The following is a 16,453-nucleotide window of genomic DNA, read 5'->3' as shown; positions in this document are numbered from 1 at the left end:
GACCGTTCGTCAAGGTATCGACGTGGCGCCGTCGCGCACAGGCTGCGCTCCCACAGGGTTATCGCCGCGTTCAACCACTACTTGCGGTCGCATACGACATCGCTTCCGAATACTTTCCGGCTTCGCACAGCAACCACTCGCGGAACGTGCGCAAACCGGCATGATCCTTCGCATGCTCGGGATAGACCAGGAAGTACGCCTCGGGGATCTGTTGGTAGCGATCGCCCAGCACCTTGAGCTGGCCGGCTTCGATCAGCGGACGCGCCAGCACCATGCGGCCCAGCGCCACGCCCATGCCTTCCATGGCGCCACGCTGCAGGGCGTCGGTATTGTCGAAGTGCGCCACGTAGCGACGCGGCAGCTCGGCATCGCCATCGGCGAACCAGTCACGCCAGCGGTCGCCCGGATCCCCCAGCAGCGGCCACTGGCTGAGGTCGTTAGGATCGAGTTCGCCCATGCGTTCCATCAGCGACGGCGCCGCCACCGGCGCGATCCATTCGCCGAACAGCCGTTCGGTGATCAGGCCGGGCCACGAGCCACGCCCATAGCGCACCGCAGCGTCCACCGGATCGCGTTCGAAATTCACCAGCTCCACGCTCGACTGCAGGTTGAGCTGCAGCTCCGGATGCGCGGCCACCAGTCGCGCCAGCCGCGGCACCAGCCAGCTCGACATCATGCCGGGAATGGCGCTGAGCGTGAGCACGTCGTCGCGGCGACAGCGGAAGCCGACCAGCGCCCGATCGATGCCCTCGAAATGCGGACCGACCGATTCCAGCAAGCGCCGGCCCTCGGCGGTGAGATGCACGCCACGCGGGCCACGTTCGAACAGCTTGCGCTCCAGCCGCTGCTCCAGCTGCTTGACCTGATGGCTGAGCGCGCTGACGGTAAGGTTGGCCTGTTCCGCGGCACGCGAAAGATTGCCCAGCCGGGCGACCTGGACGAACTGTTGGAGAAGATCCAGCGACACGCGTGCCATCTTGAATTTCCCTCAAGGCTGGCTTGCGAATATATCGCTTTTTCGCGGCCGGTGACGCCTTTACCTTGAGCTGGTGCTCAAGCGAGAGCGCCACGGGAGGATGTCATGAGCTCGATCTTCACGAACTTGCTGTTCATGCACGGCCACATCACCAACCTGGAACTGGCACGCCGCCTGGCAGAAGCGCCGGCGCCGACCGACAAGCCCACCGGCAAGCGCAAGCGCGCGTCCACAGCGGCCGCCACGGTACGCGGCCCGGAGGCGCCGTTGGCTCACGGCGGTTGCAGCCAGATCAGCGCTGCCGGCCCGCGAGCCGGCAGCGTGATCGTTACGGCCTTGCGGTGGGCAACTGCACGTTGACGGGTGCGCCGAGGTCCGCGGACGAGGGGCCTTCGGACACGCTGTACTGGCCGCCGCGAATGACCCATTCATGTTTGCCGGCATCGAAGTCGGCCAACAGGCGCGGCTCAAGAGGAATGGTGAGCGTGCGATGCTCGCCGGGCTTCAGGAAGACCTTGGCGTAACCGGCAAGACGCGCCGACTTGGCGCCGGGCACGTGCACATAGACCTGCGCCACGTCGGCACCGGCACGCGAGCCCGTGTTGGTCACGTCCACGGTCGCCTGCAGTTGCGTGCCCTTGGCATCGACCTTCAGGTCGCCGTGTTTGAACTGCGTGTACGAGAGACCGAAGCCGAACGGGAATAGCGGCTTGATGCCCTTGGCCTGGTACCAGCGATAACCCACATTGGCGCCTTCGATGGCGTAGTCGACCGTCTCGGGCGGCGTGCCGCCCGTCACTCCGGGAATATCCCGGCGTGGCAGTTGCGAGAGATCGCCGGGCCAGCTCACGGGCAATCGCCCCGAGGGATTCACCTTGCCCGACAGCAGGTTGGCAATCGCCTTGCCGCCGTCGCCGCCGGGGTACCATGTCTCCAACACCGCACCCACCCGTTCGAGCCATGGCATGGCGACCGGACCGCTGTTTTCCAGCACTACGATCGTATGCGGATTGGCCTTGGCGACGGCCTCGACCAGCGCGTCCTGGTTGTCCGGCAGTGACAGGTCGGCCGTGTCGATCGATTCGGCCTGCCACTTCTGCACGAACACCACCGCCACCTGCGATTTCGCGGCGAGCGCAGCGGCAGCGGCCACGTCATTGCCCTCGGCGTATTGCACGCTGGCCTTGGGCGCCGCATCGCGCAGCGCTTTCAGCGGCGCGTACGGGTGGTACATCACCGGACCCGGCCAGGTCGTGGGTGCAATGCCCGGCACGGCATTGCCGCCCATCGCCGTCACCAGCGACGAACCGCCACCGGCAAGCACGCCCTTGTCGGCATGCGCGCCGATCACGGCAATGGATTGCAGCTTGTTGACGTCCAGCGGGAGCAGTGCGTTCTCGTTGCGCAACAACACCGCGCCGTCTTCGAGCGTTTCACGCGCCACCTTGAGGTTGGCTTGGGAATCGATCGGCGCCTTGCCCGCGGGATACTGGAACAGGCCCGCCGCGAACATGCTGCGCAGGATGCGTTGCACCATGTCGTCGAGACGTGCCTGCTTCACCTCGCCCTTGGCGAGCGCGGCGCGCAGCGGTGCATCGAAATACACTTCCTTGTCGAACACCTCGCCCGCCGATTCCTGGTCGAGTCCCGCATTCACCGATTTCGCCGCACTGTGCACGCCGCCCCAATCGGACATCACGAAGCCGGGGTACTTCCAGTCGCGCTTGAGCACCTGGTTCATCAGGTAGTCGTTCTCGCACGCCCAGTCGCCGTTGATCTTGTTGTACGAACACATCACCGAACCGGGCTTGCCGATCTCGATCGCCAGTTCGAACGCGAGCAGGTCGGATTCGCGCATGGCCTGTTCGCCGATCTGTGCGCTGATGGTGTTGCGGCCCGTCTCCTGGTCGTTCAACGCGTAGTGCTTGATGGTGGAGATGACGTGCTGATCCTGGATGCCCCTGATCGCCTGGCCGACGATGGTGGCGGCCAGCAGCGGATCTTCGCCGGCGTACTCGAAATTGCGACCGTTGCGCGGCTCGCGGGTGAGGTTGATGCCGCCCGCCAGCAGCACGTTGAAACCCTTGCTGTGCGCTTCGCTGCCGATCATGGCGCCGCCGCGATAGGCCACCTGCGGATCCCAGCTTGCCGCGGTCACCGGACCGGCGGGCAGCGGGGTGGCGTGATCGCCGGGACGCATGCGGTCGGAGCTGGCCACGCCCAGGCCCGCATCGCTTTCTTCCAGCGCGGGAATGCCGAGTCGTTCGATCGGCGGCACGTAGCCCGCGGACGCGATGGCACCCTTCGGGAACGGCGCGGTGGCGGGACGATCGGGGCCGGCGTAATAGCTGCGGATCAGCTGGAATTTCTCGTCCTGCGTGAGTTGCGCAAGCAGGAGCTTGGCGCGCGCATCGGGCGAAAGCGTGTTGTCGTTCCATGGGCGGGTCGTTGTCTGCGACGCCGCCATACCGGCCCACATGCACAAACCCATCACAATGGCGCTCTTCAGAACCGTGCACCGCAGTGCTGCCGCCTTGCTTTTCATCCGTCCTCCTTCGCTGTCGCCGTCGGTCTACGCTCGCCTGGGCATCACAGACGGCGCGTATACTCGCGTCTCTCGGGACTTCGAGTATGCACCAAGAAGTTCTGTCCCACATCGAACACGGAGCACATCCATGCAACTGCGTCCTCTGGGCCGATCCTCGCTTTCCGTCGCACCGCTGGCCTTCGGCGGCAACGTCTTTGGCTGGAGCGCGGATGAGCAGCGCTCGTTCGAGCTGCTCGATGCGTTCGTCGATGCGGGCTTCAACCTGATCGATACGGCGGACGTCTACTCGGCGTGGGTGCCCGGCAATGGCGGTGGCGAATCGGAAACGATCATCGGCAAGTGGCTCAAGCGCAGCGGCAAGCGCGACAAGGTGGTGATCGCGACCAAGGTGGCGAAGTGGGCCGAGCATCCCGGCCTGTCGCCGATGAACATCAACCAGGCGGTGGAAGGCTCGCTCAAGCGCCTGCAGACCGACTACATCGATCTGTACCAGGCGCACGAGGACGACGCCACCGTGCCCTTGCACGAAACGCTGGGCGCGTTCGGCAAGCTGATCGAACAAGGCAAGGTCCGCGTGATCGGCGCATCGAACTACGGCGCTGATCGCTTTGGCGAGGCCTTGAAGGTATCGGCCGAACACCATTTGCCGCGTTACGAGACGCTGCAGCCCGAATACAACCTGGTCAGCCGGGGCGTCTACGAGAAAGAACTCGAACCGCTGGTGGTGGCCGAGACTATCGGTGTCATCAATTACTACGCGCTCGCCAGTGGTTTCCTGAGCGGAAAATATCGCAGTGAAACCGATCTCTCGAAGAGTGCGGCACGCAGCGGCTCGGTGCAGAAGCTCCTCAACAAGCACGGCTTCGGCGTGCTTGACGCGCTCGACAAGGTGGCCAAGGCGCATGGCGCGACGCCGGCGCAAGTGGCGCTGGCATGGTTGATCGCGCGGCCAAGCGTCACGGCGCCGATTGCCAGCGCCACCAGCGTTGCGCAGCTGAAGGAATTGCTGGGCGGCGTGGAGTTGCAGTTGAGCAGGGAAGACATCGTCGCGCTGGATCGGGCGAGCGCTTAGGCGATTCTCTCGTTGCCAAAGAAAAACGGCCGCGAAAGCGGCCGTTTTCTTACATGATGCGGTGCCTTTGTGGGAGCGCACTTGTGCGCGACAGCCACCTGGCAGCACCCGACTCGATGGGGCCGTCGCGCGCAAGTGCGCTCCCACAAGGGTGAGGGCGGGAGTGCGGTTACGGTTGCGGCGAAGCCACGCCTTCCGCATCGCTGCCATCCGGCGCTTCGACCTGGTAACCCTGCGCCTTCAGGCGGCTAAGCAAGCCCTTGGGCGAAAGCAGCTCTTCCATCGACAACATGGCGAAGGTCTGCGCATTCGTGTTGATGGCCTGTTCCGCCGCGCTCAGCCACATCGCTTCGGCCTTCTGCTTCACGTCGTTGAAACCGAGCTGCTTGGCGAAGCCCGCTTCGGTGACCGCGGCAATGCACGCCTCACGCTGGTCGTTCATCGGCAGGCTGCGCAACATGTCGATGTCGCCGGTGGCCCATGCATTCGCGCGCTCGGTGAGGCGCCCCAAGTCGCGTTCCACCGTGTCGAGCGTGCGGCCGAAGCACGAGCGATCGTCCATGGGCGACGACTTGAAGGTCTTCAGCGCCGTGCGCGGCTCTTCCACCATCATGGTGTAACGCACCGTTTCGAACTTCACGTTGTGCTTCTTGGCCAGGTCGCGCACGGTGTCCTTCACGCCACCCGACGAAGTGAGCCCATAGCGCTTGATCGCCTTGTCGTACAGTTCGACCGCCGCGAAGATCGGGCGCCAGTTCTCGATGCCGCTGTCGTTGCCGATGTATTGCTTCTTCAGCGTCAGCCAGCGCGCGTAGTCGGGTGCTGGCACCATCTGCTGCAGCGTCTGCCCGTCCGGATTCTTTCGCGCGCCCACCAGCGAGGGCAGCAGGAACAGCTTGCCGAAGAAGTTGGTCTTGGGCTTCAGCGCGATCGATGGCGGCCCCAGCACCTCCTGCGATTGCGCGATGGTCTGCTCGACCTCGTCGGTTTTCCATTGCATGCGATTGGGCAGCGGCGACAACGTACCGAGCACCCACATCACATGATCGCCCCTGCTGACCCGCCACAGACCGGGACCGGGCTGGATGCCGCTCACGGTCACCGCCTCCAGGTCCTGCACCTGGCCCGGCGCGCTGCTCGCCGGCGCGGGTGCGTTCTGCGCGGCAGCTGTGCCAGCCACGGCAAGCAAACCCGCAAGAAGGGCGGTGGATAACGATCGAGCCAGGCGGGTGGATGTCATCGCTTCGAATTCCTTGCAAGGTTGCATTGAGACACGCACGCGGCAGCCGGGTTCCTGGAGCACGGCCACACATTCGGCGAGCTGAAGCCGCCATCCGCGCGTCATTCTAGAACGGGTGCACATGTAGGCTGACGACAGACGTCGGATCGCTATGCAGCTGGCATTCGGTTTCGCAGCAACACAACGTTCATCCAGTGCCGCGCGCCGACGACGACTCCAGGCAGGGCGTGACTACGCGCTTCAACACGCCACTGTCGTCAGGCCAGCGAAAAACCACCTTCAGCGTCTTGCCACCTTTGGCTGCTGGCAGGTCTAGCGATAGCGTTCCGCCTCCGGCCAGCCCCTGGCGCACCAGCGCATCCACGTTGCCCGTGGATACGCCGAAGATGAACGGTGTGCCGACATTGAACGCACCGCCGTCGCCGTACCAGCCGCCGACGGCAAGCTTGATGGTTGGTGCTGCCGATTGAGTCACGCGCATCGGTCCGTGCGCCGTCGCATCGGGCCCCTCGTAGGGATCCGTATCGAAGCCAAGCGCCTTCGGATCGATCACCAGTTCCATCGACACATGGCCGCCATCGCTACGGCAGGCAAATGCCAGGGTCGCGTTCGCGGAGTATTGCTGATAACTGGCGGTGCCAGCGATGCGTGCGCGATACAGCGGCGCGGCCTGCTCAGGCTGTTCGAACAGCCAAAGATTGGCTGCACCCTGAGGGCTTGCGCTCAGCGCGAGTGAGGGGCACAGGGCCAACCATGGCAGCAGGCGCCAGATCCTTCGGGAACTCGTTGCGCAGCTTCGAATGCTGGATAGGGTCGGCACGGGCGTTGTTCTCCACTGGGCGAGTATCCGGACCTAGCGGTCGAACTGTCGTCCGGGGATAGACGTGCTTGCAGCGATCAAAGATCCGCGAATTAAGCGACGAGGCAAGCCCGTCATACACCAGCACCGCTGTAGGGACCGTCTTCATTTCTGAAGGGCCGACCGATCATTCGCAAAAATTAACGACTTCCCTGGATATACGCCAGAGATTGGGCGCGAGGCGCGATGGCCGGAGTGCACATCGTTTCGCTCCGTTCGTCGCGAAACCTCGACTGGTTTCAATTCATGGAGGAATTATGCGTCGCTACCCGAACCACCAACGAATCCTTGCAATTCTCATTGCCGCAAGCCTCGGCACCATCGCCGCGGACCGCGCCCAGGCGGCCGATACAGCAGCATTCTGGAAAGACCGCACGCCCACCAACCTGGCCGCCAAGACAGCCGCCGCCGTGGCGCCCGCAAGATACCGGGCCGTCGTACTCGATCTTGGCGCATTGAAGACCGAGCTCGGCGCTGCTGCAACGTCGATCCGGCAGGGCCGCAGCAATAACCTGGCTCTGCCCCTGCCCGAAGGCGGCGTCACCTACTTCACCTTGAGCGAATCGAATGTGCTGCCCGCCGCGCTTGCCAGTCGCTATCCGCAACTGAGGAGCTACAAGGGCGTCGACGAAAAGGGGCGCCACGTACGTCTCGACATCACGCCTTACGGTTTGCAGGCCATGGTTTATGGCGACGACGGCGGCGCCTGGATCGTGCAGCCGGCGGTGCAGTTGTCCGGCAAAGCCATCCGGGCCAGCGACCGCGGGGACGAGTACTGGAGTTTTCGCCGTGCGGATCTTTCCGCATCGGCGCCGTTCAACGAGCAGGGCTATCCGTCGGGCATGCTCAACCGCAGTGCCATGCGGCCCTACGTGGCGGCTTCCAAAACGCCAGAATCACGCGCCGGCGGCTCGGTGATGTACGACTACCGTTTGGCGATGGCTGCCACCAGCACTTATACGGAAAGCTTCGGCGGCACGGTGGCCGATGGTTTGGCGGCGATCGCCACCATGGTCAATCGCCTCAACGAGGTCTATGAGAATGACCTGGGCGTGCATTTCACGCTGATCGCCGATGCGGACAAGATCATCTACACCGCGCCCGCAAACGACCCCTATGCGGAGCTTGAACCCGGCGGCGAAGGCATCAACGAAGAGAACGTGACGAACCTGGCTCAGGTCATCGGCAACGCGAACTTCGATGTCGGCCACGTGGTGGCGGGCGAGGGTGGCGGCGGCATGGCCTGGATCGCCAGCACCTGCGATGACGAAGTGAAAGCCTATGGCAGCACGGGACGCACCAATCCCGTGGGCGATGCATTCGCGGTCGACTTCGTCGCGCACGAGCTGGGCCATTCGTTCGGTTCGTATCACACGCACAATGCGCAGCAGAGCACGCTGCCCGACAAGGCGGTCGAGCCGGGCGAGGGTTCGACGGTGATGGGCTACGCCGGCGTCATCGGCGGCGTCTTCTCCTATCAGCCGCACAGCGATCCGTACTTCAACGGCAGCAGCATCGATTCGATTCAGGACTGGATGGCCGGGGCGGGCGGCGTATGTGCAAAGCGCAAGCTGAACCTCGGTGCGGCACCGTGGATCGCGCCGGAATCGCTGCTGCCACCCGATATCTTCAGTTCTTCGGCCGGACGCTCCCGCTACACCCTGCCCGCGCGTACTCCCTTCGCGCTGACGGCGGCCGTCACCTCCAACAACGCGAGCAAGCTGACCTACACCTGGGAGCAGTTCGACTTTGGCCCCGCACAAGCCGGCAAACTGAAGGACGACGGACGTAGCCCCATCTTTCGCTCTTTCAAACCACACGCCAGCATCGAGCAGACGTTCCCCAGCCTGGCGGCCGTACTTGGCAATGAGCCATTGGGCAATGGGCAGGTGTATCCGGCGACCACGCGCCAGCTCAGCTTCCACCTCACGGTGCGCGACAATGCATTGCGCTCGGGCACAGCCAACACCGGCCCCCATACCGCGACCGGGAATATCTACCTCAATGTGCTCGACACTGGCAGCGCCTTCGCCGTCACCGCACCGAAGACGGCCGTCACCTGGAAGAGCGGCTCCGAACAGACCGTGACCTGGAATGTCGCCAAGACGGACAAGGCGCCCATCGCCTGTCCCAAGGTCGACGTGGGACTCTCGCTCGATGGCGGCTATACGTGGGGCACTGCGGCCTTGGCGCGCGTCGTACCCAATACGGGAAGCGCGAAGATCAAGCTGCCAGCCAATACGGTCAGCACCAAGGCGCGCATACGGGTGAGCTGCAGCAACAACGTGTTCTTTGCGGTGTCGCCGGTCAACCTCAACCTGTCGCGTTGACCGCCGGATAGCTGCGTTGCGCGAAAAGCAGAAGGGCGCCGAGGGCGCCCCTCTGTCGTGTTGCCTGGGCGACGGCCGACTCAGCCCTGCAACGGCGCCAGCGCGTCGTTGAAGGTCTTGCTCGGGCGCATGGCCTTGGTGATGAGCTCGACGTTCGCGTGGTAGTAACCCTTGATGTCGACGGCCTTGCCCTGCGCACCGTTGAGTTCGCCGATGATCTTGGCCTCGTTCTCGGTCAGCGCCTTGGCGATCGGCTCGAACTTTGCCTTGAGCTTGGCATCGTCGTTCTGCGCGGCGAGCGCCTGCGCCCAGTACATGGCGAGGTAGAAGTGGCTGCCACGGTTGTCGAGTTCACCGACCTTGCGTGCCGGCGATTTGTTGTTGTCGAGGATCTTGCCGTTCGCTTCGTCCAGCGTCTTGGCCAGCACGCGGGCATCGGCGTTGTCGTAGCGGTTGGCGAGATGTTCCAGCGAGGCGGCAATGGCGAGGAATTCGCCCAGCGAATCCCAGCGCAGATAGTCCTCTTCCACGAACTGCTGCACGTGCTTGGGCGCCGAACCGCCGGCACCCGTCTCGAACAGGCCGCCGCCGGCCATCAGCGGCACGATGGAGAGCATCTTGGCGCTGGTGCCCAGCTCCATGATCGGGAACAGGTCGGTGAGGTAATCGCGCAGCACGTTGCCGGTCACCGAGATGGTGTCCTGGCCCTTGCGGATGCGCTCGAGCGAGAATTTGGTGGCGTCGACCGGCGACAGCACGCGGATGTCGAGGCCCGACAGATCGTGATCCTTCAGGTACCGCTCGACCTTCTTGATCACCTGCGCATCATGCGCGCGGTTCGCATCGAGCCAGAACACGGCCGGCGTGTTGGACAGGCGTGCGCGCGAGACGGCGAGCTTCACCCAATCCTGGATCGGCGCGTCCTTGGTCTGGCACATGCGCCAGATGTCGCCCGCTTCCACCGGCTGCTCCAGCAGCACCTTGCCGGACTCGTCGATCACCTTCACCACGCCATCGCCGGCGATCTCGAAGGTCTTGTCGTGCGAGCCGTACTCCTCGGCAGCCTGCGCCATCAGGCCCACGTTGGGCACGCTGCCCATGGTGGCCGGATCGAATGCGCCGTTCGCCTTGCAGTCGTCGATGACGACCGCGTACACGCCGGCGTAGCTGCGATCGGGGATCACCGCCTTGGTGTCCTGCAGCTTGCCTTCGGTGTTCCACATCTTGCCGGAGTCGCGGATCATCGCCGGCATCGAGGCGTCGATGATGACGTCGCTGGGCACGTGCAGGTTGGTGATGCCCTTGTCCGAGTTGACCATGGCCAGCGCCGGGCGCTTGGCGTATTCGGCCTTGATGTCGGCGAGGATTTCGTCCTGCTTCGGCTGCGGCAGCTGGCCGAGGCGCGCGTACAAATCACCGATGCCATTGTTCGGTTCGAAGCCCACGCCCTTGAGCGTGTCGGCGTGCTTGCCCAGCACATCCTTGTAGAACTCGTTGACGGCAAAACCGAACATGATGGGGTCGGAGACCTTCATCATGGTGGCCTTCAGATGCAGCGAGAACAGCACGCCTTGTTTCTTGGCGTCTTCGATCTGTGCGTCGATGAAACTGGTAAGGGCCTTCTTGCTCATCACGGCGACGTCGATGATCTCGCCGTCCTTCAGCGCCGTCTTTTCCTTCAGCACGGTGCTCGAGCCGTCCTTGCCGAACCACTCGATCTTCACGTTGGTGGCTTTCTCCACCACCGTCGACTTCTCGCTGCCGTAGAAGTCGCCGCCGTCCATGTGGGAGACGTGGGTCTTCGAATCCTTGCTCCACGCACCCATCTTGTGCGGATGCTTGCGGGCGTAGTTCTTCACCGAGAGCGGGGCGCGGCGATCGGAGTTGCCTTCGCGCAGCACGGGGTTCACGGCGCTGCCCTTGACCTTGTCGTAGCGCGCCTTGACGTTCCACTCGCTGACGTCCTTGGGATCTTCCGGGTAGTCCGGCAGCGCATAGCCCTGGCTCTGCAGTTCCTTGATCGCGCTTTTCAGCTGCGGCATCGAGGCGCTGATGTTGGGGAGCTTGATGATGTTGGCGTCCGGCGTGGTCGCCAGCTGGCCGAGTTCGGTCAGATCGTCGGCGATCTTCTGGTTGTCCGGGAGGATGTCCGGGAACTGGGCGATGATGCGGCCGGCCAGCGAGATGTCGCGCGTTTCCACCTGGATGCCGGCGGTGGCGGTGAAGGCCTTGATGATCGGCAGCAGCGAATGCGTGGCCAGGTACGGGGCTTCGTCGGTGAGCGTGTAGATGATCTTTGGCGTGTTCGACATGGTCTGCTAGAGCCTCTCTTGCAACGGCAGTTCAGGATGGATGCACGCCACCGGCCCAGGGCCGCCTGGCGGGACACCCGCAGTTCTTGTGACGCCCGGCCTGGCTGAGCCAGTCGGACGATGCCCGCGAAATCTTCCCATTGTCGCGTTTTCACCGAAGCGGGAAAAGTTGCCAAGGGTCCGCGCCTCGCGGCACGAAGCCTTCAACCATGGGGACACTGGCCGGCGAAAACCAGTAGCCAGGCGCGACGTACGCTTACGTATGGCCGATTGCCGACAAGAAAAGGGCGCGGCATCGCCGCGCCCTTCGTTTGCCTCACGGCCCGCAGCCTTACTTCACCGAGAAGTCCTTGCTCCCCGCGGGCTGTCCGTTCAACGAGATCTCCACCTTGTAATTGCCCGCCGGCCAGCCGTCCGGCTTGCTGATCTGGAACGAGGTGGTGGCAGGGCCCGTCGGTGCGATGGACTTGCTGTCCTCCTTCACCGTCTGGCCGTCCTGGTAGGTCCATTTGGCACCGATGGTCGCGGTGCCGCTGCCGCTGGTGCTCACCGCGGCATAGATCGGATCCATCGGGGTGAAGCTGCTGGTCGCGGTGGTGACCTTCTGGTCCGCACCGACGGCATTGCCCAGGTCGATGGAGGCAACGCTGACGGCTGCAGGGGCCGTCGGCGCTGCGGCTGCCGGCGGCGGGGTGGCGTCCGCGGCGGGCGTGGCGGGCGTGGCGGCTTCTTCCTTCTTGCCGCAGGCGGCGAGGGCGAGGCTGGCTGCCAGCGCGAATACCATCACGGTGGAAATGCGGTTGAGCTTCATGCGTTGTCCTCCTATCAGGCCTTGGCCGGAATCTTCAGGACCTGACCCGGCTTGATCCGGTCAGGGTTGCTCAGCTGGTCGCGATTGGCGTCGAAGATCTGCTGCCACGCATTGGCGTTTCCGTAGAAATGCTTGGCGATCTTGGACAGGTTGTCGCCGGACTGGACCGTGTAGGTCTCGGCGGGCGCGTCGGGAGCGGTCGAGACGACCTCGCTCTGCACGTTGCTGAAATCGGCCTTGGGTGCATCGGGCGCCGTGGATTGGACGGTGCTTTTGACGTTTGAGAAATCAGGCTTGTTCGTTTCGTTGCCCATCGAACGCTCCTCCATCCCAAAAGGAGCGACCAGTGTTACCGGCGGCAGGGTTAACGAGCTGTGATCGTAACGGCCGGTTTCAACGACTTTTCCGCTACCGCAGGGCGCCCATCACGACCGTGACAGCGCCTGCTGGGTACGATGGAAGGCTCGGCGGCGGGCGCGCCAGCTGCTCCAGCGGTCGGACAGGCAGGAGAAAATGACATACAGCGCCGGCGTGCTCAGCAGGGTCAGGGATTGCGAGATCAGCAGGCCGCCGATCAGCGCGATACCCAGCGGGCGGCGCAGATCGGAGCCTTCGCCCAGGCCCACCGCGATGGGCACCGCGGCGAGAATGGCCACCATGGTGGTCATCATGATCGGACGGAAACGCACCATGCTCGCCTCGTAGGCGGCATCGGCCGGACTCAGCCCATGCTCGCGTCGGGACACCAGGGCGAAGTCGATCATCATGATCGCGTTCTTCTTGACGATGCCGATCAGTAACACGAGCGCGATCTGCGCGATCACCGACAGCTCGGTATCGGTGTACCACAGCGCCAGCAACGCGCCCACGCCCGCCGCCGGCAGCGTGGAGAGAATCGTCACCGGATGGATCAGGCTCTCGTACAACATGCCCAGCACGATGTAGACGGTGATGACCGCGCCGAGCAGCAGCCACAGCATGCCGCTCTGCGACTGCTGGAAGCGGCGGAAATCGCCGCCGATGTTGATGCGGATGTCGCCCGGCAGGCGCATCTGCGCACCGGTCTGCTGGATGATCTCCAACGCTTCGCCCATGCTCACGCCGGGGGCGAGGTTGAAGCTCATGCTCATCACGGTGTACTGGTTTTCGTGCGAGATCTGGGTCGGCGCCAGGCCGGGTTCCTGGTGCGCGAATGCGGTGAGCGGCACCATCTTGCCGCTGTTGCTGGAAACGTAGACCGAATTGATCGCAGCCGGCGTGGCCGTTTGATTCGGCAACGCGTTCACCACCACTTTGTATTGGTTGAGATCGGAATAGATGGTACTGATCTGGCGCTGGCCGAACGCGTTGTAGAGCGCGCCATCGATGGTGCCGATGCCTACGCCCAGGCGCGCCGCCTTGTCGCGGTCGATCACGATGTTCTGCTGCAGGCCGGCGTCGTCCACGTCGCTGCCCACGTCCTTGAGCTTGGGGTTCTTCTTCAGCTCGGCGACCAGCTTGGGCAACCACAGCGTCAATTCCTGCGGGTCGTCGCCCTGCAACGAGACCTGGTATTGCGCGCCCTGGCTGGTGCCGCCACCGCCGAAGCTGGGCAGATCCTGGATCGGACGCAAGCGCACATTGAGATCGGGATAGCGCGCCGCCTTGGCGCTCAATCGCGCCAGCACGGCGAAGGTGTCGTCCTTGCGGCCCTGCGCGTGCGTCTTCAATTCGATGTCGAACGTGCCCGACGCGCCCTGGCGGCTGCTGCCCAGGCGCGAACCGACGCGCGCCACGTCGTGATCCTTCTTCAGCATGTCGATCAGGCGTTGCTGGCGGCTCACCGCATCCTGGAACGACACCGTGGCACCCGAGGTCGCACGTCCGCGGATAAGCCCCGTGTCCTGCTGCGGGAACAGGCCGGTCTTCACCTGGCTGAACAAGAAGATGGTGACGACGATCAACACCAGCGGCGTCAGCGAGAACGCCAGCGCGTGCTTGATCGAGAACTTCAGGCAGCGCGAATACACGCCCAGCATGCCGGCCTGGAAACCTTCCAGCGCCTTGCCGATGCGCGTAGTCGGCTTGTCCTGCTCATGGCCGCTGAGGAATTGCCCGCACAGCGAGGTGGTGAGGGTGAGCGAGACCAGCGCCGAGACGATGATCGCCGCCACCAGCGTGATGGTGAATTCCTTGAAGAACAGTCCCGTGATGCCGCTCATGAACAATAGCGGCAGGAACACCGCCACCAGCGAGGCGGTGATCGAGACGATGGTGAAGCCGATCTCCTTGGCGCCCGCCAGCGCAGCTTCCATGCGCGTCATGCCCTGGTCGATATGGCGCACGATGTTCTCGATCACCACGATCGCATCGTCCACCACGAAGCCGATGGCAATCACCAGCGCCAGCAGGGTGAGGTTGTTGAGGGTGAAGCCGAGCACGTACATCACCATCGCGGCACCGGCGAGCGACAGCGGCACCGCGGCGGTGGCGATCAGCGTGGGTGCGAGGCGGCGCAGGAACACCGCCATGGTCAGCATCACCATCAGCAGGCTGATCAGCAGCGTGGCCTGCACTTCATGCAGCGACGCGCGGATGGTCGGCGTACCGTCGAAGTACGGCGTGAGCGTGGTGCCGGGCTGCAGGTAGTCGCGCAACAGCGGCACGGCGGCCTTCACGCGATCCACCGTGCCGATGATGTTGGCGGTCGACTGGCGATACACGTACATCAGGATCGCCGGCTTGCCCTGGAACCACGCGGCCTGATACGCGTCCTGCAAACCGTCGTACACCTTGGCCACGTCGGAGAGGCGCACCGGCGTACCGTTGTTGGAAGCGATCACCAGGTTGGCGAAGTCGGCCGCGCTATGCAGCGAATCGTTGGCGGTCACCGCCATGGTGGTCTTGCCGTCGGACAGGAAGCCCTGCGGCGAGGTGACGTTGGCGGCGGTAAGCGCATTGCGCAGCTGGTCGGGCGACAGGCCCAGCGCATTGAGCTGGCGCAGGTTGACGTCGACGCGGATGGCCGGCGTCGCGGCACCGAGGATGTCCACTTCCGACACGCCGTCGAGCTGGCGGATGCGCTGCGCGAGCAGCGAATCGGCGATGTCGTAGAGCTCGCGTGCCGACTGCGTTTCCGAGGTGAGCGCGAACGCGATGATCGGATCGTCGTTGGGGTTGGCCTTCTGGTAGCTCGGTGGCGCGTTGAGGCCGCTGGGCAGGTCCGACTGCGCGGCATTGATCGCCGCCTGCACGTCGCGCGCCGCGGAGTCCAGGTTGCGCCCCGCCTCGAACATCAGGAACACCTGCGTGCTGCCCAGCGAACTGGACGAGCGCATGGTGTCGATGCCGGGCACCTGGCCGAGGTGGCGCTCCAGCGGAGCGGCCACGGTGGAGGCCATGGTGTTGGCGCTCGCGCCGGCCTGGCTGGCCTGCACGAAGATCACCGGGAACTGCATGTTCGGCAGCGCGGCCACGCCCAGCAGCACGTAGCAGATCAGGCCCACCGCGAAGACGCCCATGGCAAGCAGCGAGGTACCGATCGGGCGGCGAATGAAGGGGCCGGAAATGTTCATGCCGTCAGGAAGCCAGGAGCAACGCGCGGGGCGCGAAGGTATTCAAAGAAGCCGCGCGCCACTCAAGAGACGCACGCACGAAGGTACGTATATACCGCACATTGACGCAAGAACGCATGACGGCCGGTTTGGTTGATGAGGTTTTGCGACGCGCAGACCCTTTCCTCGCCATCATTTCCGATGATGGCGGGGCCAGGAGACACGATGAAGAACAATTCGTCTCTTAGACGTCTAAATGCGTACTAGGTTCAGCGACTGCAGCTGCGCGTCCAGCGTGGCAATGGAATCCCACGGCAGGATTGGCGAGTTGCCGCGCTCGTCCGGCGGATTCTGCAACAGCCCGTCCGACCAACCGCCGCAACCCGTCAGCGGCAGCAACGGTCGATGATGCAGCCAGGCCAGGCACACTTCGGAGATCGTGCCGGCGCGGCCGCCGATCACCAGGCAGGCGTCGCCCGCCAATGCCATCAACAGGTTGCGCGCATCGCCCATGCCACAGGGAATGACGACGCTGGCGGGCCAATCCTCGGCCGGCATCGCGTCGGCGGGAAGGATGCTCACGACCAGACCGCCTGCGTCGATGGCTCGCTGAGCGGCATGCCGCGTGGCCGGACTGCCGCAACCGCTGACCACGGTGATGCCTGATTTCGCCAACAACTCGCCGGCCTGACCAGCCAGCTCATACGCCTTCGAGCCCGGCTCGGCGCTACCCAATACGCAGACTTGCGGCTTTCTCGACATGCTCATGCCT

At 64.2% G+C, this 16,453-nt stretch carries 12 protein-coding genes; 3 read left to right on the top strand and 9 right to left on the bottom strand.

The genetic code is table 11. The features are described 5' to 3' along the window. Window positions 1–70: 70 nt before the first annotated feature. Entirely contained in the window at window positions 71–976 is a 906-nt protein-coding gene (locus tag ISP20_RS20950) for a LysR substrate-binding domain-containing protein (protein WP_204638166.1), read from the bottom strand. 105 nt (window positions 977–1,081) lie between these two features. On the opposite strand from ISP20_RS20950, the gene ISP20_RS20945 reads away from it, so the two are divergent. Next, window positions 1,082–1,336, top strand: a complete 255-nt coding sequence (locus tag ISP20_RS20945) for a hypothetical protein (RefSeq protein ID WP_239536246.1) — start codon at window positions 1,082–1,084, stop codon at window positions 1,334–1,336. On the opposite strand, the gene ISP20_RS20940 is transcribed toward ISP20_RS20945, so the two are convergent. Further along, on the bottom strand, window positions 1,305–3,521 hold the full coding sequence (locus ISP20_RS20940; protein WP_204638165.1) for a beta-glucosidase family protein: 2,217 nt from the start codon (window positions 3,519–3,521) through the stop codon (window positions 1,305–1,307). The two genes, ISP20_RS20945 and ISP20_RS20940, sit on opposite strands and share 32 nt — an antisense overlap. 130 nt (window positions 3,522–3,651) lie before the next feature. Here ISP20_RS20940 and ISP20_RS20935 point away from each other — a divergent pair, with 130 nt between their 5' ends. After that, on the top strand, window positions 3,652–4,596 hold the full coding sequence (locus ISP20_RS20935) for an aldo/keto reductase (RefSeq protein ID WP_204638164.1): 945 nt from the start codon (window positions 3,652–3,654) through the stop codon (window positions 4,594–4,596). Between the two features lie 169 nt (window positions 4,597–4,765). Here the strand turns inward: ISP20_RS20935 and ISP20_RS20930 are convergent, their stop codons facing one another. Further along, window positions 4,766–5,836 (bottom strand): TraB/GumN family protein, encoded by a 1,071-nt coding sequence (locus ISP20_RS20930; protein ID WP_204638163.1) that lies wholly within the window; start codon window positions 5,834–5,836, stop codon window positions 4,766–4,768. A 187-nt stretch (window positions 5,837–6,023) separates the two neighbouring features. Then, entirely contained in the window at window positions 6,024–6,656 is a 633-nt protein-coding gene (locus tag ISP20_RS20925; protein ID WP_204638162.1) for a nitroreductase family protein, read from the bottom strand. A 296-nt stretch (window positions 6,657–6,952) separates the two neighbouring features. Here ISP20_RS20925 and ISP20_RS20920 point away from each other — a divergent pair, with 296 nt between their 5' ends. Continuing rightward, on the top strand, window positions 6,953–9,025 hold the full coding sequence (locus ISP20_RS20920) for a reprolysin-like metallopeptidase (RefSeq protein WP_204638161.1): 2,073 nt from the start codon (window positions 6,953–6,955) through the stop codon (window positions 9,023–9,025). A gap of 80 nt (window positions 9,026–9,105) precedes the next feature. Here ISP20_RS20920 and ISP20_RS20915 read toward each other — a convergent pair whose 3' ends face one another. The 5 genes from ISP20_RS20915 to ISP20_RS20895 form a co-directional block, all read right to left on the bottom strand. After that, window positions 9,106–11,337 (bottom strand): NADP-dependent isocitrate dehydrogenase, encoded by a 2,232-nt coding sequence (locus tag ISP20_RS20915; RefSeq protein WP_204638160.1) that lies wholly within the window; start codon window positions 11,335–11,337, stop codon window positions 9,106–9,108. 331 nt (window positions 11,338–11,668) lie between these two features. Next, window positions 11,669–12,148: a hypothetical protein gene (locus ISP20_RS20910; protein WP_204638159.1), complete on the bottom strand. Its 480-nt coding sequence runs from the start codon at window positions 12,146–12,148 to the stop codon at window positions 11,669–11,671. A 14-nt stretch (window positions 12,149–12,162) separates the two neighbouring features. Then, entirely contained in the window at window positions 12,163–12,462 is a 300-nt protein-coding gene (locus tag ISP20_RS20905; RefSeq protein WP_204638158.1) for a LysM peptidoglycan-binding domain-containing protein, read from the bottom strand. Window positions 12,463–12,573: 111 nt separating this feature from the next. Then, window positions 12,574–15,702 carry an efflux RND transporter permease subunit gene (locus ISP20_RS20900; protein WP_204638157.1) on the bottom strand — a complete coding sequence of 1,043 codons (3,129 nt, stop codon included), beginning with the start codon at window positions 15,700–15,702 and terminating at the stop codon, window positions 12,574–12,576. A 231-nt stretch (window positions 15,703–15,933) separates the two neighbouring features. Continuing rightward, window positions 15,934–16,449, bottom strand: coding sequence for an SLOG cluster 4 domain-containing protein (locus tag ISP20_RS20895; protein ID WP_239536244.1), 516 nt, complete (start codon window positions 16,447–16,449; stop codon window positions 15,934–15,936). Window positions 16,450–16,453 lie beyond the last annotated feature (4 nt).

The sequence above is a fragment of the Dyella kyungheensis genome, from assembly GCF_016905005.1.
GTDB classification, from domain to species: Bacteria; Pseudomonadota; Gammaproteobacteria; order Xanthomonadales; family Rhodanobacteraceae; genus Dyella; species Dyella kyungheensis.
This window is presented reverse-complemented; position numbering and strand designations above follow the sequence as displayed.

Excerpts from the sequence above, each read along its gene's own strand:
- ISP20_RS20950 (WP_204638166.1), bottom strand. The coding sequence starts at position 976 with ATGGCACGCGTGTCGCTGGATCTTCTCCAACAGTTCGTCCAGGTCGCC.
- ISP20_RS20945 (WP_239536246.1), top strand. The coding sequence starts at position 1,082 with ATGAGCTCGATCTTCACGAACTTGCTGTTCATGCACGGCCACATCACC.
- ISP20_RS20940 (WP_204638165.1), bottom strand. The coding sequence starts at position 3,521 with ATGAAAAGCAAGGCGGCAGCACTGCGGTGCACGGTTCTGAAGAGCGCC.
- ISP20_RS20935 (WP_204638164.1), top strand. The coding sequence starts at position 3,652 with ATGCAACTGCGTCCTCTGGGCCGATCCTCGCTTTCCGTCGCACCGCTG.
- ISP20_RS20930 (WP_204638163.1), bottom strand. The coding sequence starts at position 5,836 with ATGACATCCACCCGCCTGGCTCGATCGTTATCCACCGCCCTTCTTGCG.
- ISP20_RS20920 (WP_204638161.1), top strand. The coding sequence starts at position 6,953 with ATGCGTCGCTACCCGAACCACCAACGAATCCTTGCAATTCTCATTGCC.
- ISP20_RS20915 (WP_204638160.1), bottom strand. The coding sequence starts at position 11,337 with ATGTCGAACACGCCAAAGATCATCTACACGCTCACCGACGAAGCCCCG.
- ISP20_RS20910 (WP_204638159.1), bottom strand. The coding sequence starts at position 12,148 with ATGAAGCTCAACCGCATTTCCACCGTGATGGTATTCGCGCTGGCAGCC.
- ISP20_RS20905 (WP_204638158.1), bottom strand. The coding sequence starts at position 12,462 with ATGGGCAACGAAACGAACAAGCCTGATTTCTCAAACGTCAAAAGCACC.
- ISP20_RS20900 (WP_204638157.1), bottom strand. The coding sequence starts at position 15,702 with ATGAACATTTCCGGCCCCTTCATTCGCCGCCCGATCGGTACCTCGCTG.
- ISP20_RS20895 (WP_239536244.1), bottom strand. The coding sequence starts at position 16,449 with ATGAGCATGTCGAGAAAGCCGCAAGTCTGCGTATTGGGTAGCGCCGAG.